The organism is Bradyrhizobium sp. Leaf396, assembly GCF_001424605.1.
Taxonomy (GTDB): domain Bacteria; phylum Pseudomonadota; class Alphaproteobacteria; order Rhizobiales; family Xanthobacteraceae; genus Bradyrhizobium; species Bradyrhizobium japonicum_C.
In genome coordinates, this window is sequence record NZ_LMQJ01000028.1 from 32,527 (window position 1) to 55,720 (window position 23,194).

At 65.2% G+C, this 23,194-nt stretch carries 18 protein-coding genes; 6 read left to right on the forward strand and 12 right to left on the reverse strand.

Going from position 1 to position 23,194, the window contains the following annotated elements:
* Position 1: 1 nt before the first annotated feature.
* From ASG57_RS23535 to ASG57_RS23565, 7 genes are all read right to left on the reverse strand, one after another.
* Positions 2-808, reverse strand: coding sequence for an ABC transporter ATP-binding protein (locus ASG57_RS23535; RefSeq protein WP_051160764.1), 807 nt, complete (start codon positions 806-808; stop codon positions 2-4).
* On the reverse strand, positions 787-1,542 hold the full coding sequence (locus tag ASG57_RS23540) for an ABC transporter permease (RefSeq protein WP_024342985.1): 756 nt from the start codon (positions 1,540-1,542) through the stop codon (positions 787-789). Before ASG57_RS23540 ends, ASG57_RS23535 begins: the two co-directional genes overlap by 22 nt.
* A 5-nt stretch (positions 1,543-1,547) precedes the next feature.
* Entirely contained in the window at positions 1,548-2,510 is a 963-nt protein-coding gene (locus ASG57_RS23545; protein WP_057197668.1) for an ABC transporter substrate-binding protein, read from the reverse strand.
* A gap of 46 nt (positions 2,511-2,556) precedes the next feature.
* Positions 2,557-3,264 (reverse strand): GntR family transcriptional regulator, encoded by a 708-nt coding sequence (locus ASG57_RS23550; protein WP_230646820.1) that lies wholly within the window; start codon positions 3,262-3,264, stop codon positions 2,557-2,559.
* Between the two features lie 191 nt (positions 3,265-3,455).
* Positions 3,456-4,322, reverse strand: coding sequence for a hypothetical protein (locus ASG57_RS23555; RefSeq protein WP_057197670.1), 867 nt, complete (start codon positions 4,320-4,322; stop codon positions 3,456-3,458).
* Between the two features lie 220 nt (positions 4,323-4,542).
* On the reverse strand, positions 4,543-6,990 hold the full coding sequence (locus ASG57_RS23560; RefSeq protein WP_057197672.1) for an adenylate/guanylate cyclase domain-containing protein: 2,448 nt from the start codon (positions 6,988-6,990) through the stop codon (positions 4,543-4,545).
* A 236-nt stretch (positions 6,991-7,226) separates the two neighbouring features.
* Positions 7,227-9,302: an AsmA family protein gene (locus ASG57_RS23565; protein ID WP_057197674.1), complete on the reverse strand. Its 2,076-nt coding sequence runs from the start codon at positions 9,300-9,302 to the stop codon at positions 7,227-7,229.
* Between the two features lie 235 nt (positions 9,303-9,537).
* Between ASG57_RS23565 and ASG57_RS23570 the strand changes: the two genes are divergently transcribed.
* The gene (locus ASG57_RS23570; protein WP_024342979.1) at positions 9,538-10,212 is read left to right on the forward strand and encodes a Crp/Fnr family transcriptional regulator; all 675 of its coding nucleotides are present in this window, start codon (positions 9,538-9,540) and stop codon (positions 10,210-10,212) included.
* A gap of 202 nt (positions 10,213-10,414) precedes the next feature.
* Here the strand turns inward: ASG57_RS23570 and ASG57_RS23575 are convergent, their stop codons facing one another.
* The 4 genes from ASG57_RS23575 to ASG57_RS23590 all read right to left on the reverse strand — a co-directional run bounded on the left by ASG57_RS23575 (position 10,415) and on the right by ASG57_RS23590 (position 16,988).
* Positions 10,415-13,549 carry an efflux RND transporter permease subunit gene (locus tag ASG57_RS23575; RefSeq protein ID WP_024342978.1) on the reverse strand — a complete coding sequence of 1,045 codons (3,135 nt, stop codon included), beginning with the start codon at positions 13,547-13,549 and terminating at the stop codon, positions 10,415-10,417.
* Entirely contained in the window at positions 13,549-14,478 is a 930-nt protein-coding gene (locus tag ASG57_RS23580) for an RND family efflux transporter (RefSeq protein WP_024342977.1), read from the reverse strand. Before ASG57_RS23580 ends, ASG57_RS23575 begins: the two co-directional genes overlap by 1 nt.
* Before the next feature lie 158 nt (positions 14,479-14,636).
* Positions 14,637-15,308 carry an OmpA family protein gene (locus ASG57_RS23585; RefSeq protein WP_024342976.1) on the reverse strand — a complete coding sequence of 224 codons (672 nt, stop codon included), beginning with the start codon at positions 15,306-15,308 and terminating at the stop codon, positions 14,637-14,639.
* Between the two features lie 144 nt (positions 15,309-15,452).
* Positions 15,453-16,988: a caspase family protein gene (locus tag ASG57_RS23590; RefSeq protein ID WP_024342975.1), complete on the reverse strand. Its 1,536-nt coding sequence runs from the start codon at positions 16,986-16,988 to the stop codon at positions 15,453-15,455.
* Positions 16,989-17,354: 366 nt separating this feature from the next.
* Between ASG57_RS23590 and ASG57_RS23595 the strand changes: the two genes are divergently transcribed.
* Complete coding sequence (locus ASG57_RS23595; protein ID WP_057197676.1) at positions 17,355-18,161, forward strand: N-acyl homoserine lactonase family protein; 807 nt, start codon at positions 17,355-17,357, stop codon at positions 18,159-18,161.
* Positions 18,162-18,219: 58 nt separating this feature from the next.
* Here the strand turns inward: ASG57_RS23595 and ASG57_RS23600 are convergent, their stop codons facing one another.
* Positions 18,220-18,762, reverse strand: a complete 543-nt coding sequence (locus ASG57_RS23600) for a MarR family winged helix-turn-helix transcriptional regulator (RefSeq protein WP_024342973.1) — start codon at positions 18,760-18,762, stop codon at positions 18,220-18,222.
* Between the two features lie 110 nt (positions 18,763-18,872).
* Between ASG57_RS23600 and ASG57_RS23605 the strand changes: the two genes are divergently transcribed.
* The 4 genes from ASG57_RS23605 to hmgA are packed head-to-tail and all read left to right on the forward strand — an operon-like array spanning position 18,873 to position 23,053.
* The gene (locus tag ASG57_RS23605; protein ID WP_057197678.1) at positions 18,873-20,486 is read left to right on the forward strand and encodes an FAD-dependent oxidoreductase; all 1,614 of its coding nucleotides are present in this window, start codon (positions 18,873-18,875) and stop codon (positions 20,484-20,486) included.
* 12 nt (positions 20,487-20,498) lie between these two features.
* Positions 20,499-20,723 (forward strand): DUF2783 domain-containing protein, encoded by a 225-nt coding sequence (locus ASG57_RS23610; protein WP_024342971.1) that lies wholly within the window; start codon positions 20,499-20,501, stop codon positions 20,721-20,723.
* Positions 20,724-20,747: 24 nt separating this feature from the next.
* The gene (locus ASG57_RS23615; RefSeq protein WP_024342970.1) at positions 20,748-21,704 is read left to right on the forward strand and encodes an MBL fold metallo-hydrolase; all 957 of its coding nucleotides are present in this window, start codon (positions 20,748-20,750) and stop codon (positions 21,702-21,704) included.
* A gap of 2 nt (positions 21,705-21,706) precedes the next feature.
* The gene (hmgA, locus tag ASG57_RS23620; RefSeq protein WP_024342969.1) at positions 21,707-23,053 is read left to right on the forward strand and encodes a homogentisate 1,2-dioxygenase; all 1,347 of its coding nucleotides are present in this window, start codon (positions 21,707-21,709) and stop codon (positions 23,051-23,053) included.
* Positions 23,054-23,194: the final 141 nt, after the last annotated feature.

Consider the following 23,194-nt stretch of genomic DNA (forward strand, 5'->3'; position numbering starts at 1 on the left):
CTCATGCCGATTTGCGGATGTGCCGCCAGATGCGGTCGCGCAGGCTGCCGAAGGCATCGCCGCTCAGCATCTCGTAGGTCCGGGGCCGCGGCAACTGGACCTGGAGATGGTCCACGATGCGGCCGGGCCGCGCCGACATCACGATCACCTCGTCGGCGAGATACACAGCTTCGGTCAGGCTGTGCGTGACGAACACGACGGTCTTGCCGGTGGCGGCCCAGATGCGCAGCAGCTCGTCGCCCATGGTCATGCGCGTCTGCTCGTCGAGCGCTGCGAACGGCTCGTCCATCAGCAGCACCGGCGGGTCCTGCACCAGCCCGCGCGCGATCGAGACCCGCTGCTTCATGCCGCCCGAGAGTTCGTGCGGATGGCGCCTGCCGAAACCCTCGAGCCCGACCAGCTTGAGCGCATCCTGCGCCTTGGCCCTCCGCTCGGCCTTGGGAACGCCGCGCAGCGCCAGCGGAAACTCGACATTGTCCTCCGCCGTCAGCCAGGGAAACAGGCTGGCCTCCTGGAACACCACGCCGACCCTGTCGGGGTCCGGCTGCGGGATCGGCGCGCCGCTGATGGTGATCGTGCCCGCGGTCTGCTGGCGCAGGCCCGCCATCATCATCAAAAGGGTCGACTTGCCGCAGCCGCTGGGGCCGACCAGCACGACGAAACGGCCGGGCTTGACCTCGAGCGAGACGTCCTCCAGCGCGACGACGTCCTGCGATCGGGTCTTGAACACCTGGCCGACATTCTTCACCTCGATCGCGCCGGCGCGCGCGGCGGGCTTGAGCGGGGTCACGTTCGCCAATGGCTGCATCGCGTTTCCACCCATCTGACAAGTTCGTTGAAGGTCATGGCGATCGCGGCAACCATCACGACGCCGGCGAGGAGCTGCTTCATCTGGAAGTTCTCGCCCCAGATTGCGATCTGATGGCCGATCCCGTCGCGGGAGGCGTACATCTCGGCGAGGATCACGCCGGTGAGATTGAAGATCATGGAGATCCGCAGCGCCTCCAGCAGCACCGGCAGCATGCTCGGCAGGTAGACGCGGAACGCGGTCTGCATCGGAGTGGCGCCATAGGAGCGCGCCACCGTCAGATGCTCGACCTTGACGGACTCCACCGCCGTGGTGGTCGACATGATCACGATGAAGATCGTGGAGAAGAAGCCGAAGCCGACCTTCTGGGCAAAGCCGACGCCGAACACCAGGATGAACATCGGCAGGAAGATCGATTTCGGGATGCTGAAGGCGAAGAACAGCAGGGGCTTCGCAACATCGGCAAAGTAGCGGTTCTCCGCGACGAGAAAGCCGATCAGGGCGCCGACCGGCACGGCGAGAGCGAACGCGGTCAGCACCTCGGTCGCGGTCACCATCAGGTCCTTCTGCACGGCCGCGCGCTGCAGGAGTTCGCCGAGCGTCGCGAACGTGTCGGAGGCCGACGGCAGCAGGCGCGGATTGACGATGCCGGTGCGCGACAGCATTTCCCATAGCGCCAGGATCGCGACGATGATCGCGATCCGCGCCAGGTTGATGGCGAGCTTGCCCTGCATCGCGACTACTTGGTCGGGACGGGCTTGAACTTGGTCGAGATCACCTCCGCGGCCGGCACGATGTCCTTGAGCCCGCCGAGCTTGGCGAGATCGAGCGAGAGCTGCACGGCCGCGCCCACATTGGCCGCGCCCATGTCGCCGCTGGTCTCGAGCTTCATGATGGTGTTGTCGTATTCGAGGGCCGCGATCTCCGGCGGCATCTCGTAGAGCTCGGCGATCAGCTTGACGGTGACGTCGCGATTGGCGCGCATGAATGCGACCGCGCCGTAGAGGGCGTTGACCGCCTTCTGCACCAGCTCAGGCTTGGTTTCGGCGAACTTGTCGAGCACGATCCAGCCGGCGGTGAGGTTCGGCGGAACCGCGGTCGCGTAATCGAGGATGCTCTTGGCCTCGCCCGATTTCGAGATCTGGAAGCTCAGCGGCGAATAGACCACGGCGGCGTCGACATTGCCGGCGAGCAGGTTCGGCACCAGGCCACCGCCGCCGACGGGAACGCGCGTGAAGTCGATCTTCTTGTCCTGGATGGTCCACAGCGCAAGCAGGTCCGAGCCCGAGCCGGCCGCGGTGATCGCCACCTTCTTGCCGTTGAGGTCCTTGACTTGAAGCGTCGATTTGGCGGGCACCATCAGTTGCCAGCCGAAATTGCCCATCGCGGCGTTGGCGACGATGCGCGACATCACGCCCTTCTTGCGTCCGGCGGAGACCAGCGACGGCGGGTCGAGGATGATGTCGGCGGCGCCTGCAGCCATGCCCTCGAACGTCTCCGCGCCGCTGCGATAGATCGTCAGCTCGGCCTTGATGCCTTCCTTCTCGAACAGCTTCTGCCGCACCGCGGTCTCGGCGATCGTCGTCGGCCAGTATGTTTTGGTGGGCAGGCCGACCCGAATGGTTTCGGCGGCGTTCGCCGGGCCGGCGAAAATGGCGGCGGCGACGAGCGACATGAATGCGTGACGACGATTGATCTTCATTGTTTCCTCCCGGTCTGTCTTTTTTTGTGCCGAATTCTTGGAATCGTCAGGTCGTGCGGCTCACCTCCGCAATGCGCGAGGCGGCGAGCTCGACGAAGTCCCTGGTGATGCCGAAATGCGTCGACAGGGCGCGAACGGCCGCATCGGCGTCGCGCTCCACCACGGCTGCGACGATCGCCTCGTGCTCGGCCTCGACGTCGCGCGGCTTGCCGCCGAGCTCGCGACGGATCGACAGGCGGCGATATCTCTCGCTCTGCTCGTGCAGCACGTCGCGAAAGCCGAGCAGCCATGGCGAGCCGCAGGCGTTGACCAGCGCGCGGTGGAAAATGCGGTGGCGGACCACCCATTCCTCGTAATGCACGGTCGGATCGTCGGGGTAGTGATAGGGGACGGCCTTCAGGTCCGCCCAGGTCGATTGCACCGACACGAGCCAGGCATCGTCGCCCCGCTCGATCGAGCGGCGCAGCGCAAGCCCCTCGATGTCGATCCGGGTCTGGGTCACGTCGGCGAGGTCGGCGAGCGACACCGGGCTGACGCGGAAGCCGCGCTGGTCCGACGCCTGCACGAGGCCATCGGCGACGAGCCGCGACAGCGCCTCGCGCACCGCCGCAAGGCTCACCGAGAACTGCTTGGCGAGGCCGGCGATATGGAGCTTCTGGCCCGGCAGCAGCCGCGTCGCTAGAATATCGGCGCGCAGCCGCTCGTGCAGCGCCGACGTCAGGCTGCGCGGACCATCACCGGGACTTCCCGACATGTCGAACTGGAGCGGACCCATCGGGGCAAATGATTGCAGCGCTCCATCCGCGGGTCAACAAAAATCGAAAATCGATTTTCCGCCGCGCGCAAGTGAGCCTTGGCCCCTGCCGCACGCTCGCCGCGACCGGAACACGCTTCGTCTTCGCTTCTCGCAATGACCTTTGAGACGCGCCCCGCGCCCGGGCCACCTCATCCGCACGCCCAATCGAACTTCATCTCCTTGAAGTCGAGCTGCGCGTTGCCGCCGCCGAAATTGTAGCCGCCGAAATATTCCTCGAACTCGATGTAGAACGGGCTCATCTCCGGCACGGCCTGGCAGGGCCGCATGGTGCCGCCGAGATGGTTGTGCGCGTGATCTTTGGCCCAGTCGTGCAGGCGAAAATTGTCGCGGCCCGGCCGGTCGCCGACATAATAATAGTAGGGCTGATAGCCGGTCGGCGGCTTTTCGCGGACGTGCTTGTCCTGCGGTCCCTTGCCGGCATTGGGATCGTTCGCGCGCGGCGTCAGGGCGATCGCGCGGTTCTCGCCGAGATCGGAGCGCGGCGGAGCGGCGAACATCTTCTTCGCGTAAGGCGGCGCTGCCTCGAGGTAGGCGCGGGCCCCGCCGACATCGAGCCAGCGCGGCCGTTCAGCCGCTGTCAGCGCAAGCGGCGCCGGCGGTGCCGCGAACGCGCCGTCATACTCGGCTTGCGTCAGCAGCAGCGCGGCATATTCGTAGTTGAGAACGTCCGCCATGCGCGACAGGCGCGGATGCGAGGGCCGGGCCATCACCGCGTCGCGGATCTCGGGGTCGTCGGGCGCGCCGCCGTCATTGTGATCGGGCGCGGTGGCAAAGAACGACACCGCGACGATGTCCTCGCCATGCACGCGATAATCCTCCGGCAGAAGCAAGGTGAACCCGTGCATCAGGGGATAGCCGGTGACGGGATCGAACGGCCATTGCTCGCTGCTGATACCCGGCGGCAACCCAAAGACCCAGCCATGGTCCCGCGCACGGTCCGCGGGCCGGTCCAGCATCTGCAGATCGTAGGCACGCGAAGGCAAGGCAAAGGCCACGGGTCGTCTCCCAGTCGGATTCAGCCTCGCCGTTGAGGCGAGGGTTGGTCGCGGGGAGCAGGGATGTGGTTCGGGGAGAGGGGCGGGGATGGTGCCAATCTGCCGGTGTTTTGCCCGACGTGTCAAACCGCGCCCGCACCCGCGCGGGGCTGCCGTAAGTCATTGACCTCAAAGCCCCCGCCTACTGTGCATGGGGTTGTTTTCGCACTTTCGCTTGCGGCTAACCTCGTCGCCGCACCGCCGTGGCATCCACCACGTTCTCCACCTCCTCGCGCCAGCTCAGGATCTCCATCGCCAGCACGGGGTGATTGAAGCCCTTGAGCTGGAGATCGTCGAGCGCGCGCGCTTCGACCCATGGCTCGACCATGCCGTAGACGCGGCGGCTCACCACGATCTGGTTGGGCTTGGCTTCGCCGCAGAGGCGCGAGGCGAGGTTGGTGACGCTGCCGATCGCGGCATATTCCAGGCGCTGCTCGAAGCCGACCTGGCCGAGCGTGGCATAGCCGAGCGCGATGCCGATGCCGAACCCCAGGCTATGACCGCGGTTGCGCCAGCGCTCGGTCAGGGGGCCGATGGTGTCGCGCATCTCCACCGCCATCTTCACGGCGCGCCTGGTGTGGTCCTCGAACTGGATCGGCGCGTTGAACAGGATCATCACGCCGTCGCCGGCATATTTGTCGAGCGTGCCCTCGTACTTGAAGATGAGCTGGCCGAGCGCGGCGTGATATTCGCGCAGCACGTTCATCGCCTCTTCCGGCTCGGTCGCTTCCGTGAACGCGGTGAAGCCGCGCAGATCGCAGAACACCACCGTGACCTCGCGGCGCTGGCTGGTGAGCAGCCCCTCCGGGCTGTCGGAGGAGGCGATCAGCTGCGCCACCTGGGGTGCCAGGAAACGCTCGAGCTTGCGGATGCGCTCGATCTCGCCGAGCTGCGTCCTGACGCGCTCCTCCAGCGACTTGTTCCAGTCCTTGAGCTGCTCGGTCTGCTCGCGCAGCTTGTCGGCCTGGGCGCGCACGGTCGTGTTTGCCGCCTCCAGCGCGTGGCTCTTGTGGTCGACTTCGCTGAACAGCTGCGCATTGCGCATCGCCAGCACGGCCTGGTTGGCGAAGGTGCGCATCAATCCGATGATGCTGGGCGCGAACGCGCCGCCGGCGCGGCGCAGCACCACCAGCGAGCCCAGCGTGCCCTGCTGGTCGATCAGCGGCACCACGAGCACGGAGCTGAAGCCGGCCGCGAGCGCGACCTCGCGCAGCGGCTGCTCTGCGGCATCGCCGAGCTCGGCCAGCGCGATCGGTTCGCCGCTGTCGGCGGCATCGCTCAGGATGTTCTCGCCTTGCGCGATGGTGACATGCGCGCCGTCGGCGGACTTGTCGATGCCGTTGGCCTCGACCAGGTTGAAGCGGCGCGTCTCGGCGTCGAAGCCATAGATCAGCACCGCGTCGGCACGGGTGATCTCGATCGCGCGGGCCGCGATGGTGGCAAGCACCGCGTTGAGATCGAGCGAGGAGGCCACCGCGCGGCCGACCTCCTCCAGCACCTTGAGTTCGTGGATCGACTGCGCGAGATCACGGGTGCGTTCCTCGACCTTGCTCTCCAGGTTCGAGTAGGTCTCCTGGATCTGGTCGGCCATGCGGTTGAACTGCCCGGCGAGGTCTTCCAGCTCGTCGGAGGTGTGCACGTCGATGCGGTGGCTGAAATCGCCTTCGCCGAGCTTGTGTGCGCCGTCGCGCAGCGCCGTGATCGGGATGATCATGCGGCGTGCCAGCAGCGTGCCGGCGAGGATCGCGACCATCAGGCCCATGCCGATCAGGAGCGCGATGCGCACCAGCTGGTCGCGGATCGGCATCAGGGCCTGGGTCGTCGGCTGCTCGAACAGCACGCTCCAGCCGAGCTTCGGCACGATGCTCGCGGCGCTCATCACCGCATGGCCGTTGAAGTCGGTGCCCGACGTGTCGGGCTCGTGGCCGGGCGCGATCGCGGCCGCAACCTGCGGCAGCTTGGAGAGGTCCTTGCCGACCTCGGGCCCTTTCGATGACGTCGCCAGCACGCGGCCGCGCGGATCGACGACATAGGCAAAGGCCGCCTTGCCGACCTGGGCGTCGGACAGGAAGTCGGAGAGGAAGCTGAGATCGATCTCGGCCACGGTGACCCCGGCATTGAAGCCGGAATGCGCCACCGAGATCGACATCAATGGCGTCCGGTCGGCGAACCAGGCCGGCGCATAGCTGACGCCGCGGGCGACGGCATCGGTGAAGCGCACGTCGCGGGAGAGGTCGGCATTGCTGCCGGTCGTGGTCGATTGCCTGGAGACGCGCAGCACCTCGCGGCCATCGCCGTTGAGCTGGAACAGCTGGTTGACGACCGAGACCTGGTGCAAAAGCTGGGCGTAGTCGGCGCGGCGCTTCTCCAGCGTGTCCTGGCTCGCCCGCGTCACCCAGCTGATCTGGCGGTCGAGCTCGGAGATCGACTGCTCGATCCGCCGCGCGGCGGCCTGCGCCTTGTCCTCCAGCCCGTCGGTCAGCTGCGTCCGGGTGGCGCGGTAGGAGATCCAGGTCTCCATCGCCCCGTTGACGGCGAGGACGAACACGACGAGGCCGACGAGGGAGACGACATACTTGGCGAACAGGCCCCCGCGCAGAGATCGTGTCTTGTCGTTCGCTCCTGCCATCCCGATCCTCTCGCGCCGCCGCTGACGCTGCGCGCTACTGGCCCGTACGGGCCCTTTCGAGCCGTTCTACCACAATCTGCGCCAAAGGGCCGTCGCGCGGCCCGGGACCGGCCGGCGTGGTTACTCCCTGCGAACCCCGGTGAACAAAAGGCGGGTAAATTGACGTAGCCTCATCGTTGCAGGAAGCCGCAGGAAGGCAATGGATGAAGGGTCGGCCGCGAAGTCCAGCGGGCCAGTCACCGATTGAAGAGCTGCCGCAGCACGTCGTTCATTGGCTGACTGTCCTGCTGCGCGAGCGGCGGGTCCTCCAGAGCGGGGGCCGCAGGCGAGGCCTGCGGCGCCGGCGTGGAGGGCGCTGCCGGCAGGCTGCGGCTACGGCCACTGCCCGGCGCGCTGCCAGTGCTGCTTCCTGCGCCACCTGAAAGCCCCTGCTGAATCAGATTGCCGATCGCCTCCCCCAGGGGGCCGCCGAGCAGGTTGTTCTGCCCCGGCTGCTGCGCCTGCGGATTGGCGCTGCCGGCCGCATTGCCCCCCGGTGCGGCGGTGCCGCCGAGCCCAAGGTTACTGCCAAGGCTGCCCAGGATATTGCCGAGCCCGGCACCATCGGGCCCGAACAGGCCCTTGCCCATCTCGCGCAGCTTGGCATAGGCGGCATCCGGATTGTCGAGCATGCCGGCCATGTCTGGGTAGATCCGCGGCTGCGACCAGCTGCCCTGGATCATCACGGGGATGCCGAAACCGACCGGCTCGGAGGTGCGGCCCTGGCCTTCGGTCGTCATCACGAGCTTCGGCTCGACGCGAAAGCCCATCATCTTGGTGTCGAGCGCGATGGTGCCGGCGCCGGTCACGCGCACGAGGGGCCCGATCAGATTGAGATCGGTCGTCACCGCCTGGCCCTTGTCGATGCGGAACGAGGCCGAGAGCTGCGACAGATCCGTGCTCTGTTCCGGGCTGGGGTCCTGGTTTCCTTGCCAGCCCGACAGCGTGCTCGTCGTCAGCGAACGGATCATCTGCGCGACATTGATGCCGCGGATGGCACCGTCCTGGAAATTGACGAAGGCCGTGCCCTGCATGTTCGCCATCAGCGCGCGCTGGCTGTTGCCGGCGCTGCGCAAGGCAAGCTTGGCCTGCAGCTTGCCATCGATGCGGTCGAATTCGGCAAGGCCCTGGAGCAGCGGCAGTGCGCGCACGCCGACGAGATCGGAATGCATGGCAAAGCTCGGCGCCCCCGTGGTCGCGTCCAGGATCACCTCGCCCGAGACCTGGCCGCCATAGGCGCCGAGATTGGCGATTCCGGCCTTCAGCACCCCGCCGGCGAGCTTGGCATCGAGCGCAAGCGGCGCGATGCGCGCATCGCCGATCACGGCCTCGTTGGCAGAGATTCTCACTTGCGCATCGACATAGTTGAGACCGGAGACGTCGATCGGCGCATTGCTCCAGGGCTGCCCTGCCGTGCCTTCCGGCGATTTCGCCAGCGGCATCGCCAGCCGCTGGAAATCGAGGTCGACCTTGACCAGCGGCTTGCTCGCAATGTCGACGGAAGCCCAGCCGTTGAATACGCCCTCGCCCAGCCTGCCGTTCACGCCGTTGATCATCACGACATCGCCATTGAGCCGCATCTCGGCATGGCCGGTGAGCTGGGATTTCAGCACGTCGGGCATGTCGATCGCGAAATCCACGGGAACCGTCGGCCGCTCGGCCGCCGAGGCCGGCATGGCCGCCTTGATGTCGAACTTGGTCGGATGTTCGCCGACACGCGCGGTGCCGGAGATATTGACCTTGCGGTCGCGGTCAACGATCGCGTCGGCGTTGATGGCGCTGATGCGGCCATCGACCCTGTCGCGCAGGCGCGAGAAGGCGACTTCGCCGTCGACGATCTTGATGCGGTCGATGGTCGCGCCATTGGTATCCAGCGCGGGCGGCTTCGAGGCGCCGCCGGCATTCGGCAGCCGCTCGCGCAGCAGAGGCTGGTACAGCACGGGATGGGTGACGACGAGCTCGCTGATCTCGGGGCGGCCCGACCAAACGCTGGCGAGCGATATGTCGGCCTGCACGCTGTCGACCGTGAGGCGCGTGATGCCGCTACGGTCCTTGGGACTGGCAAGCGTGAGGTCGTTCAGGGTGACGTTCAGCGTCGGCCACAGGCTGATCTTGGTGGTGCCGTCGATCGACAGGCGATAGCCGGTTGCTCTCTCGACGCGCGAGGCGATCGTCGAGGTCAGGAAGCCCGAGGGGATCCCGACCACCAGCAAGAGTGCGATCACGACGATGACGGCGGCCAAAGCCGCGCCGGCGAATTTCAATGCTCTCATGTCGACTTTCCAGCGACGGGGCGATCGGCGTCGAATCCCGCCGACGACCCGTCCTTTGCGCCTGAGTTTATCCCCGGACGGGAAGCGGCTCCAAGCGCGTAAAAATAGTCGGGGGATGCTGCAAAGTTATGTGACTTATGACACACTTTCCCGGCGCGGTTTTACGCGATCCTGAAGTCGATGGTTTCAAGTGATTTGCCAAGAGAAATGACCGGGACCCCACAAGGACATTGAAATGAGCAAGCAGGCCGAATTTGCGGTCATCCTGAAGATGAACCCGATGTTTGCCGATCTCGGCGCGGACGAGCTCCAGCGGCTGTCCAATCTCTGTCACACCCAGCACCTCGGAAACGGCGAGGTCCTGTTCCAGAAGGGCGATCCCGGGGACGCGCTGTTCGGCGTCCGCCGCGGCCAGGTGCGGATCGAAACCGGCGCCTCCGATGGCAGCCGGCTGACGCTGAACTTCATGGGTCCGGGCGACCTGTTCGGCGAGGTCGCGGTGCTGGACGGCCAGAACCGCACGGCGGATGCCACCGCGGGCGAGGCCAGCGAATTGTTCGTGCTGCGGCGCGAAGATTTCCTCAGCTTTCTCGAGCGCGAGCCGAAGGTCGCGATCAAGATCATCGCATTGCTGTGCCAGCGCATCCGCTGGCAGAGCGAGCGCATGGAAGAGTCCATGCTGCAGCCGCTGCCGGTTCGCTTGGCCCGGCGGCTCTGCGCGCTCGCGGCCGATTTCGGCTCCGAGGTCCACATCTCGCAGGAGCAGCTCGGAGTCTTCGTCGGCGCCGCGCGCGAGAGCGTCAACCGACAGCTTCAGGCCTGGCGCAAGGAAGCCATCCTCGATCTCCAGCGCGGCCGCATCCTCTTGCGGAACATGACCAAGCTGACGGCGATCGCGCGGAACGAGTGAGGTGCTGGCAAGCGCACCCCAATGGTGCCGCGGCGAGATTTCCCCTCGACGAGTCCCCGGCCGGAGACCACCATTTGACGGCTTCGCCGCTAGGGCTCGGCCTCCCGTGCTTGGACATCTCCCAGCCTAACGAAGACGATCTTCCCCGAGGTCAGGGTCATGGGAGTCGCTTGCAGGCATGCCTTGTGCTTCTGAATCGCGATTATTCCGCAGCACGGTGCGCGACGTTCTTCGGTGCCGGCGCAGTTTCGTGATGACCGTCGGTCTCGGCATCCTCGCTGTGCACGATCAGCCGCTTGGAGAAGCGCCAGATCAGGGCGCCGAAATCGTCCATCACCATGAACATCGCGGGCACGAACACCAGCGATAGGATGGTCGAGAAGATCAGGCCGCCGATAACCGCGAGCGCCATCGGCGAGCGGAACTCGCCGCCGGCACCGAATGCGAGCGCGCTCGGTATCATGCCGGCGGCCATCGCGATCGTGGTCATCACGATCGGACGGGCGCGCTTCATGCCGGCATCGATCATCGCCTCCTCGCGCGGTTTGCCGGCTTTGATGGCTTCGATCGCGAACTCAACCAGCATGATCGCATTCTTGGTGACGATTCCCATCAGCATCAGGATGCCGATCCACACAGGTGTGGTGAGCTGTTTGCCGGTCAGGAGCAGGGCAGCGATCGCGCCGCCGATCGAGAGCGGCAGCGAGAACAGGATGGTGATCGGCTGCAGGAAGGTGCCGAACAGCAGCACCAGCACGGCGTAAACCATCATCAGGCCTGCCGTGATGGCGGTCGCGAAGCCGTCCGACAATTCGTTCAAGCTTTCGGCGTCGCCGGAGGGCGAGACCTTCACGCCCTTCGGCAGCGTCTTCATGACCGGCAGGTCGTAGATCTTCTTGGTGGCATCGCCGAGCGCGGCAGAGCCGACGAGGTCGGCCGCGACGGTGGCCTGGCGTTCACGATCGTAGCGGTTGATGCTCGTCGGGCCCTGGTCGAGCTTGACGTCGGCAATGACCGAGAGCGGCACGCCGCCCTTCTCGCCGCGCTCGCCGAGCGGAACGCGCAACTGCTCCAGCGTCTTCAGATTGCCGCGGGCGGCATCCTCGAGCTGGACGCGGATCGGCACCAGGCGGTCGCCGACGTCGAATTTGGCGAGTGCGGGTCCGACGTCGCCGATAGTGGCGACGCGGATGGTCTGGGACAGGCTTTCGGTCGAAACGCCGAGCCGCGCGGCGAGATCGGCGTGCGGCTGGATGCGCAGTTCGGGGCGCTCCAGCGAGGTTTCGGAGATCACATTGGAGATGGTGGGAATGCGTTTCATCTGCGTCGCAAGCTCGCTCGCGACGTTGTTGACGATGTTGGCATCGACGCCGGTCACCACGAGCGAGATCGCGCGCAGGCCGTTCTCGTCCAGGAACCAGAAGCGGATGTCGGGAACGTTCTCCAGCTCCTGGCTGATGGAGAATTCAAGCTCGCGCTGGGTGATGTCGCGGCTGTCCTTGGGCGTATAATTGATGATCAAAGCGGCGCGACGGACCTCCTGGGTGCCCGGCGGCACGCGCCCGCCGTCCACGAAGATGCTCTTCACTTCCGGCCGCTTGCGCAGGCGCGCGACGATGTCTTCGGTGACCTTTTCGGTATAGGCGAGCTGGGTGCCGGGCGGAAGCTCGAGGGCAAGCAGTGAACGGGCGCTGTCCTGGGCCGGCAGGAAGCCTTGCGGCAGCAGCGTGATGCTCCAGATCGAGGCGGCGAAGACCCCAAGGCCGATCAGCACCGTGATGAAATAATGCTTCACCGACCAGGCCACGATCCGATGATACGACCGCAATATGGGGCCGGGCGGCGGCTCCTCATGCGCATGGTGTTTGAGGAAATAGGCGGCCAGCACGGGCGTGACGAAGCGGGCCGCGAGCAGAGAGAAGAACACCTGCACCGAGACGGTGATGCCGAACTGCTTGAAGAACTGGCCGGCGATGCCCGACATGAAGCTCGCGGGAGCGAAGATCGCGATGATGGTCAGCGAGATCGCAATGACCGCGAGGCCGATCTCGTCGGCCGCCTCGAGCGCGGCACGGTAGGGCGACTTGCCCATGTTCATGTGCCGGACGATGTTCTCGATCTCGACGATGGCATCGTCGACGAGAATGCCTGTCGACAGCGTAATGGCGAGAAAGCTGACGAGGTTCAGCGAGAAGCCGAGCAGGTCCATCGCCCAGAACGCCGGGAAGATCGACAGCGGCAGCGAGATCGCGGCGATGATGGTCGCGCGCAGATCCCGCAGGAACAGCAGCACGATGACGACGGCGAGTATGGCGCCCTCGAACAGGGTCGAGATCGCCGCGTGGTAATTGCCTTTGGTATACTCGACCGAGGTGTCGATCAGCTTCAGGTCGACGTCGGGATAGGCGGCCTTCAGTGCGTCGATGCGCTTTTGCACCGCCTCGGCCACCTTCACGTCGCTGGCGCCCTTCGAACGCTTGATGCCGAGTGCGACCACCGGCTCGCCGTTGAAGCGGGCGAAGGTGCGGCGGTCGGCGATGGTGTCGGTGACGGTGCCGAGATCGTCGAGTCGGACCTCGCCGCCGCCGAACAGCGGGATCATGGTGCCGGCGAGGTCGCCGAGCGTCTTGGCGCCTGCGAGCGTGCGGATCGCCTGATCGTTCTTGCCGATCTCGGCGCGGCCGCCGGCAACGTCGACATTGGTGCCGCGCAGGCTCTGGCTGACATTGACGGCAGTCAGTCCCATCGCCTGCAAGCGATCGGGATCCAGCGAGACCAGGATCTCGCGCTCCACACCGCCGATGCGCTCGACCTGGGCGACGCCGCGCACGCCCTGCAGCGCGCGCTTGACCACGTCGTCGACGAAATAAGAGAGCTGCTCCGGCGTCTTGCCGGGCGAGATGGCGGCATAGGTCACGATCGGCAGGCCGATGACGTCGACGCGCTGGATCAGTGGTTCGGTGACGTTCTGCGGCAGGTTGGAGCGCACGCGCGTCACCGCGTCCTTGACGTCGTTGAGCGCGCGGTCGGTGTTGGTCTCAAGCGCGAACTGGATCGTGGTGACCGAGAGGCCGTCGGTGATCGAGGAGGTGATGTGCCGCACCCCCTCGACGCCGGAGACGGCGTCTTCAACCGTCTTGGTGACCTGCGATTCGAGCTCGGCCGGAGCCGCGCCGAACTGCGAGACCGCGACCGAGATCACGGGGATGTCGGCCGAGGGCAGCCGCGTCACTGCAAGCTTGGTGAAGGACACCCAGCCGAGAACCAGCAGGATGATCGAAAAGACGACAGACGGCAGCGGATTGCGAATCGACCATGCCGAGATATTCAGAGCCATCAGCGTACCCGCGTGCGATCGAGTTCATCGGCGAACATGGTCTTGATCTGGTCGCCGTCATGGAGCGAAGAGCCGGCATCGGCCACGACGATTTCGCCGACCTCGAGCCCTTCCAGGATTTCCGTAGCGCTGTCGGACGACAGTCCGACCCGCACCTTGCGTGTCTCGACAATGTTGCCTTTGACGACCTGCACCGTGAGATGGTCGATCGCGGTCTTGGGAATCGAGACGCCGCAGCTGCGCTTGGCGTCGATCGAGGCGCGAGCGAACACGCCGACCTTCAGCGAGGGATTGTTCGCGACGCTAATGCGGACGCGCCCGAGCTGGGTGGCGCGGTCGATCTCGGGGGCAACCAGCCGGACCCGTCCGATCAAGTCGGGCGCGTCGTCGCGGCTGATGCGCACGGTCGCACCGGCACTGAGCTTGGACATGTGCACCGCCGGGACCTGGGCCTCGAGCTCGATCTCGTTGTTGACGGCGATGCGGAACATCGGACCGGCCTGGGGAGAGGCCGGCGCGCCGACGATGGTGCGGACCTCGGTGACCAGCCCCGGCGCAGGCGCTTTCAGCGAGATCGGGCCTTGCGGGCCGGGGCGCTGCGGCTGGCCCGGGATCTGCGGCGGCGCGGTCAGGCGCGCCAGCTCCTGGTTGTCGGCAACGACGGCTCCCTCGGTGACCAGGAGGTCGGTGACCCTGGAGCCTTCCTGGTCGGCAACGACGACGGCCTCGCGGCGCGGCACAAAGAAGCCAGTTACCCGCACCAGGTCGGAGAAACAGGCGTTGGTCGACTTCGTCACGATGACGAGCGCCTCGCTTGGCGTCTCCTTCGGTTCCGGACGGTGCCGGCGTTCGAACAGATAATAGCCGACGCCGATTGCGAGGACGAACACCACGGTCCCCGCCGGCTTGAGATACTGAGTCAAATTCATCGCCGGATCATCCTGGCCTGGCTCACGGCCATCCGCGCGCGGCCCAGACAGAGCGTTTCCCTGAAATAAAGCGGCGTCCCGCAAGGCCGCGGGACGCGCTCTGGAAGCGAGACCTTACACCACATCGCGACTGGTCACTGCAGACGAATACGTCGTGCTCACTTCGATGCGGTGGTCTTGTTTTCCATGTTGACGACCTGCACGCGGCGGTTGGCCTCCGCCAGCGGCTGGGCCGGATTCTTGAGCTTGCTCTTGCCATAGCCGACGGTGACGAGGTCGGTCGCCGAGATGTTGTACTTTTCGACGAGGTAGCGCTTGATCGAATCGGCGCGACGCTCCGACAGGTCCTGGTTGTAGGCTTCGCCGCCGGCGGCGTCGGTGTGGCCGGCGACCACGAAGGTCGAGCCTTTCAGGTCGGGGCTGGTCAAGGCCCGCCCGAGCGCCTGCACCGACGGGAGCGATTTGGCGCTGATGTTGGCGGAGTTGTAGTCGAAGGTGATTTCGAGATCGATGTTCGGCTTGTCCTTGGCGACCGAAGCGATTTCCTCGCGCTCGGTCGACGACAGCGAGCGCGTCGACCGGCCGCGCACCGACTGCAGCAGCTTGGTCTCCGCCGCGTTCGGCGCGGCTTCGGTCGGCGGGGCGATCGAGAGGCCGCGGGTCAGGGGCTTCTTGGCCGGCGGCGCGAGTGCGCGGACGATCTCGTCCTCGGTGACATTCTTGCTGTTGCTCTCATCGCCCGCGTAGGTGGCTGAGGTCGGCAACAACAGCGCGGCCCCGACGGTGATGATGGACAGGATCGCGGTAAGTCCTTTTGCAGCCGATTTCATAGCCAGTCCCTCCTACGCAGCCAGCTCGCGTGCTTCCAAACTCCAGCAACACGCCCCCGAAAGAGGCCGTTGCGGCATCCGCCCATTGGTCTTCCCAGGGCTGTTGAAGGTTCGAGGCTTCCATGGCCTCGACTCACAAAAATATCAGCGCACTCCGTAGCTTGCGAATTCCTGAACGATGTTCGGGTCCATCGCCTTGGCATTGGCGATATCGAGCGCGCCTTCCTGGGCCGAGCCGTTGCGTTGCTTGGCAAGGCCGCGGCCATAGAGCGAGGACGTCAGGCGCGGGTTGATCTTCAGGGCGGCGTCGAAATCGGCGATCGCGTTCTTGACCGCTCCGGACTTGAGGTTGACGAGTCCCCGGCTGTCCAACGCATCGACGAAGTTCGGGCGCAGGCGCAGCGCCTCGTTGCAATCCTTCAGCGCGCCCTGGAGGTCGCCGACCACCGTGCGGGTCCAGCAGCGGTTGTTCAGGGCCTCGACGTCCTTCGAGTTGATCCGGAGGGTGTCGTCGAAATCCTTGATGGCAAGGTTGTAGGCGCCCTTGCTCGCATAGACCTGGCCGCGCCGGTACAGCGCGTTCACGTCGTCCGGATTGGCGGCAATCTTGGCGGTGAGGCCCTTGATCGTGGGATCGTCGGCCAGGACGGCGGCGCTTGGGCCGGTCTCTGTGCTCGGCGCCGGACCGGGATCAATCGGTTTCACCGGTGGCGGCGGTGGCGGCGGGGGCAGGGCGGCCTCGATCTGCGGCTTCGGTGCGGGAGCCGGCGCGGGTGCAGGCGGTGCGGGAGGAGCCGGTGCCGCAGCGGTGTCGGCCGGCTTCGGCGGCGGAGGTGGTGTCGGTGGAGCAGGTGGCGGATTATTGGCGACGACGGCCGGCGCGGCCGGAGGCGCAGGTGGTGGCGTCGTTGTGGGACGCGACCCGGCGGTCCCGGGCATGAAGGAGAAGTCCTCGGCCAATGACGAGGAAATCCAGGGCACCTGCTCGCCGCGCGAGGCGCGGGTGACACCCATCTTGGTGCGGTTCAGCGTCTCCTCCGCCATCAGGTCGGGGACCCGGATTTCCTTCAGCAGCTCCTGGACGAACAGGCTGCGGTCGCCACCGCCGTCCGAGACCACCGAGGCCAGTGCCGCCGAATACATCACCAGCGTGCCGTTCGGGGCGATGACGGGCGTGAGGCCGGCCGAGAAGCTGCGGAACCGGCGCTCGAACGGGTTGCGCCTGGAGGCATCGATCAGCGCGATCTTGACACCGGCGCCGCGGGTATTGAGCTCGCCGAGCACGGTCTCGAGGCTGAAGCCATCGCGGCGCACGTCGGATTCGGTCCAGATCTGCGCATCGACCGGCAGCAGATAGCTCTGGCGTGCCGACTGGATACCGAAACCGCTGAAGAATACCAGCGCGACGGAGCCGGGCTTGATCTTGCCGTAGAGCTTGTCGAAGGCGCGGCGCATGCCGTCGCCGGTCAGGTTCTCGCCGATCTCGACCGAAAAGCCGTCACGCTTGAGCTCATCGGCGATGTCGCGCGCATCGTTGATCGGTTCCTTCAACGGAGCATCGGCATCCGGATATTTGGCATTGCCGATGACGAGCGCAAAGCGCTCGCCGGCCGCAAGCGACGGAGCCGTCGGAACGAGCGAGATGAGCAGGGACAGAAGAAAAAAGAAGCGAATTTTCATAATCAGCGCGGTCCAGCCAAAAAGGCGCCGTTCCAGCTTGCGCCGCGGCGACCTTAACTTACGCTCCAGGCATTATCAAACCGGGGGGAGGGGGCGTCAACCGCTTGGAGATTCGTCGTTATCGCGACGATTGACCGCAACATAGGGGCGCGCCGGTAGTGGAATAAACGGGCTGTCATGTGCTCGGTGCGACCTGGTTCGATTTGCATCGGCAGCATGTTATGGCAGTCATGGCGATGAAGATGTGATCGGTCTCACATTGCAGGCCTGCCTCTGTCGCAACCTCAAATGTTTGACCTTTGCGGCGGACAATGGCTTGGTGCGCTCGATCGTCCCGCCAGATCCAACCCAGAAAAAGCAAAGACCATGGGAAACGCCTACGAAATCTACGCTCTGCGCTATGCAACGATGTCGCCGCGCACTCCCAGCATGAACTTCCTCCTGCCCGACCCGCATGACAGCGCCGCGCAGGATCTCGACTATTTCGTCTGGCTGATCCGCGGTGGGGGCCGCGAGATCCTGGTCGACACCGGCTTCAATGCCGAGGAGGCGAGCGCGCGGGCGCGCAAGCTGACGCTCAATCCTGTCGATGCGCTGGAGCGTTTCGGCGTCGCGGCGACATCCATTCGCGACGTCATCGTGACGCATCTGCATTACGACCACGCCGGCAATCTCGACCGCTTCCCGAATGCGCGCTTCCATCTCCAGGAGCGCGAGATGGCCTACGCGACCGGGCGCTGCATGTGCAACGGCTTGTTGCGGCATCCGTTCTCGGTCGAGCATGTCACGCTGATGGTGCGCCACGTCTATGGCGAGCGTGTCACGTTTTATTCCGGCGATGGCGAGGTCGCTCCCGGCGTGACCGTGCATCGCGTCGGCGGCCATTCCGACGGGTTGCAGGTGGTCAAGGTCGAGACAGCGCGCGGACCGGTGGTGTTGGCATCCGATGCGGCTCATTACTTCGCCAATCTGCAGCGCAGAAGCCCGTTCCCGATCGTCTATAATGTCGGCGACATGGCGATGGGCTGGGAGACGATCGAGCGCCTGGCCGGCCATCCGGATCGCTTCATTCCCGGGCATGATCCGATCGTCACGGAGATCTATCCGAGCGCCAGCGACAAGGTCGAGGCCTGGGCGCTGCACCTGCCGCCGACCCGGTCGTTTGCGAAGTGACGCGATAGCGTCACTCAGAGGGCGCCGCTGTCACGGCGCCCCGAAATGACAGAAGTGATTAATACGCCTGCTTGGCGTCCGCTTCCTTGCTGGTCTGAATCAGGTCGAGGCTCTGCTCGATCTTGCCGAGCAGGGACGAGAGCTGCTTGCGCTCCTGCGCGGAGAGGCAGGCGAGGATCTCATCTTCCCGCCGCAGCAATTGGGGGAACAGCTCCTCATAGAGCGCGCGGCCCTTCCTGGTCAGTTGCAGGCGGAATTCACGGCGGTCGGCTTCGTTCTCGACCCGCTCGATCAACTCCTGATGCAACAACGCCGTCACCGCGCGGCTGATGGTGGACTTGTGCGTGCGGGTGCATTGCGAGATGAATTGCGCGCTGCAGGCATCGTTGCGGAAGCCGAGCGTCGCGATGACGCGCCACGCCGGGATGTCGAGGCCATGCCGTTCCTGATATTCCTCCGCGAGCGCGGAACTGACTTCCGCCGCGAGCCGGTTGAGACGGAAGGGCACGAACTTGAACAGGTCGAGCCGCGGTTTTGACCGCGCCGACGTCTCGACGGCCTCCCGCGCCTTGAGCGCGATGTCGCTGGATGTCCTCGCCAAGGAGAGTGCTCCGAATTCCAGTTGACGGCCGGCCGGCTCCGGTCCAAAATAGTTGCACGTGAGACTATCTAGCAGATCAGTCCTCCCCTGACCAGAGCCGAGGTTAGTGCATGGCGCAGGCCAAATCCCAGTTCGGCTATCGACGTCATCCCGATCAGGATCGTTCGGCCCAAGGCCCGGCGGCGCATCCGGTCGTGATCGTCGGTGCGGGCCCGGTCGGCCTGTCGCTGGCGATCGATCTCGCCCAGCGCGGCCAGCGCGTCGTGCTTCTCGACGATGCCGATCGCATCGGCGAAGGCTCGCGCGCGATCTGCTTCTCGAAACGCTCGCTGGAATATTGGGACCGGCTCGGCGTCGGCGACCGCATGGTCGAGAAGGGCGTGGTGTGGAGCGTCGGTCGCATCTTCCACGGCGAGTCGCAGCTCTATCAGTTCAATTTGCTGCCGGAGGATGGCCACAAGCGGCCGGCCTTCATCAATCTCCAGCAATATTACGCAGAGGCCTATCTGGTCGATCGCGTCAGCGATTTGCCAGATATCGACTTGCGCTGGCGCAACAAGGTGACGGCACTCGAACAGCGCAACGATTCCGCTCTGCTGACGATCGAAACGCCGGAGGGCGCCTATCGCCTGAATGCGCAATATGTCATCGCTTGCGACGGCGCACGCTCCTCGTTGCGGCAGATGGTCGGCGCCGAGTTCGCCGGCCAGGTGTTCGAGGACCAGTTCCTCATCGCCGACGTCAAGATGACCGCGGAATTCCCGACCGAGCGCTGGTTCTGGTTCGATCCGCCGTTCCATGCCGGGCGCTCGGCGCTCTTGCACCGTCAGCCCGACGATGTCTGGCGCATCGATCTTCAGCTCAACCGCTATGCCGATCCTGTCGTCGAGAGGAAGCCGGAAAACGTGCGGCCGCGGATCGCGCGCATGCTCGGCCACGACAAGTTCGAGTTCGAGTGGATCTCGCTGTACAAATTCCAATGCCGGCGGATGGACCGCTTCATCCACGGCCGCGTGATCTTTGCCGGCGATTCCGCGCATCAGGTCTCGCCCTTCGGCGCACGCGGTGCGAACTCGGGGCTCGAAGACGCCGAAAACCTCTCCTGGAAGCTCGATCGCGTGCTGCGTGGCAAATCGCCCGCGAGCCTGCTGGAGAGCTACCATATCGAGCGCAGCATGGCGGCCGACGAGAACATTCGGGAATCCACCCGCTCGACCGACTTCATGGCGCCGAACTCGCATCAGGAGGCGCGGCTGCGCAAGGCGGTGCTGTCGCTTGCCAAGGAGACCGAGTTCGGCAAGCGCATGGTCAATGGCGGCAGGCTGTCGGTGCCGTGCAGCTACGACTCGCCGCTGTCATCGCGCGATGCGGATGCCTGGTCCGGTGGGCCGCCCCCCGGCTGCTCTATGCTCGATGCGCCCGTGGCCGCGCGCGAGGGTGAACAGACTTATCTCACCGACGTCTTTCGCCAGGGTGGAACACACTTCGCCCTGCTGTCGTTCGGCAATGGTGCGCCGATCGAACTCCCTGACGGCGTCAAGGACATTCGCGTCGGCGGCGAGGCCGGGCTGGCCGACCCGGCGGGTCTCGCCGCAAAGCGCTACGATGCGCAGCCTGCAACGGCCTATCTGCTGCGCCCCGACGGCTACGTCGCGGCGCGGTTCCGCCATCCGACTGGCGCGATGATCGCGGCTGCGCTGTCACGCGCCCAGGGTTTGAACTGAGGTTCTTGCGCAATGGCTCTCTCCACCAGCTCGAACTTCGTTCGCCCGGACGACGCCTTCCGCGCCATCGTCGAGGCGCATCGCGGTCTCACTGAGGAGCAGAGCGCCGATTTCGACGCGGCGCTGGTGCTGATCCTCGCCAACCATATCGGCGACATCGACGTGCTGCGCGAGGCGATCGGGCTTGCCAGGCGCCGCATGATCGACGGCCAGCAGCAACAACAGCAACAACAATAACCCTGTGACCTGAAGGACGAATTGATGGCGAAGAATTTCGCATCCACCGGCGATCTCTCCGAGAAGAAGATCACCTTCTCCGAGATCGGCACCGATCTCTATGCCTTTACTGCGGAAGGCGATCCAAACACGGCCGTCATCGTCGGCGACGACGGCTGCCTCGTATTCGACGCGCAGGCGACGCCAGCGATGGCCAACAAGGTGATCGAGCGCGTCCGCGCCGTCACCGACAAGCCGATCAAATACGTCGTGCTCTCGCACTATCACGCCGTGCGCGTGCTTGGTGCTTCCGCCTACAAAGCACAAGGTATCGTCGCCTCGCAGGAGACCTATCGTCTCATTGAAGAGCGCGGCAAGCAGGACTGGGATTCCGAATATGGTCGCTTCCCGCGGCTGTTTCAGGATGCGCAGAGCATCCCCGGCCTGACGTGGCCGACGCTGACGTTTGAAGGCGAGATGACAATCTACCTCGGCAAGCGCGAAGTACGCCTGATGCAGCTAGGGGCCGGCCACACCTCCGGCGACATCGTCGCCTGGGTGCCCGATGCTGAAGTCATGTTCTCCGGCGACCTGATCGAGTATCACTCGGCCTGCTATTGCGGCGATGCGCATTTGCGCGAATGGCCGATGACGTTGAACGAGATCCGCAACTTCAATCCGAAGGCGATCGCGCCCGGCCGCGGCGATGCGCTGAAGGGCGTTAGCACGGTTCGCGAGGCCATCGCCATGACGCGCGACTTCGTCACCTCGCTCTATGGCGCCGCCGAAATCTCCGTCGCCAAGGGGCGCACGCTGAAGGAATCGATGGCGGCGACCCGCGAGGTGATGGATCCCAAGTTTTCCAGCTTCGCCATCTACGAGCACTGCCTGCCATTCAACGTCTCGCGCGCCTACGACGAGGCATCGGGGATCGATGATCCCGTGATCTGGACCGACAAGCGCGACCAGGAAATGTGGGCCGCCCTGCAAGGAGGAGGATAGTCATGAACATCAATACCTCGCCTGACCAGATCGTCCGCAGCTCGGCCCAGGTGACGCCGGGCTACATGTCCGGATTCGGCAACAGCTTCGAGACCGAGGCGCTGCCGGGCGCGTTGCCCATCGGGCGCAACTCGCCGCAGCGCTGCGCCTACGGGCTCTATGCCGAGCAGCTCTCCGGCTCGCCCTTCACCGCGCCGCGCGGCAGCAATGAGCGTTCCTGGCTCTACCGCATCCGCCCCTCGGTGAAGCATTCCGGCCGCTTCGAGAAGGCCGATGCCGGGCTGTGGCGCTCGGCGCCTTGCCATGAATACGACCTGCCGATCGCGCAGCTGCGCTGGGATCCGACGCCGCTTCCGAAGGATGAAGTCACCTTCGTTCAGGGCGTGCAGACCATGACGACCGCGGGCGACGTCAACGCCCAGGCCGGCATGGCCGCGCATGTCTACCTCATCACCAAGTCGATGGTGGACCAGCATTTCTACAATGCCGACGGCGAGCTGATGTTCGTGCTTCAGCAAGGCAATCTTCGCCTTGTCACCGAGTTCGGCCGCATCGATGCCGAGCCGGGCGAGATCGTGGTGATCCCGCGCGGCGTCAAGTTCCGCGTCGAGATCCCGAGCGGGCCGGCGCGCGGCTATCTCTGCGAGAATTATGGCGGCGCGTTCACACTGCCGGAGCGCGGACCGATCGGTGCCAACTGCCTCGCCAATGCGCGCGACTTCCTCACGCCCGTGGCGCATTACGAGGACAAGGACACGCCGACCGAGCTCTTCGTGAAGTGGGGCGGTTCGCTGTTCAAGACGCAGCTCCCTCATTCGCCGATCGACGTCGTCGCCTGGCACGGCAATTACGCGCCGTACAAATACGATCTGCGCACCTTCTCTCCCGTCGGCGCGATCGGCTTCGACCATCCCGATCCCTCGATCTTCACGGTGCTGACCTCGCCGTCGGAGACGGCAGGCACCGCGAATATCGACTTCGTGATCTTCCCCGAGCGCTGGATGGTCGCGGACAACACCTTCCGTCCGCCTTGGTATCACATGAACATCATGAGCGAGTTCATGGGCCTGATCTACGGCGTCTACGATGCCAAGCCGCAAGGCTTCGTCCCCGGCGGCATGAGCCTGCACAATTGCATGCTGCCGCACGGTCCCGACCGGGACGCCTTCGAGCACGCCAGCAACGGCGAATTGAAGCCCGTGAAGCTGACCGGCACCATGGCCTTCATGTTCGAGACCCGCTACCCGCAGCGCGTCACCGCACATGCGGCGAAATCCTCGACGCTGCAGGAGGACTACGCCGATTGCTGGAACGGATTGGAGAAGCGCTTCGATCCGAGCAGGCCGTAGCTTTCGTCGCCCTCTCCCCTTGCGGGAGAGGGTGTGATCTTCCCCCGATAAAGTGGACGGGTTAAGCGGCTTTTAGCTCCATCTCGATCGGGGGGATATATCCGAGTGCGGAATGGAGCCTTGTCCGGTTATAGAATCCTT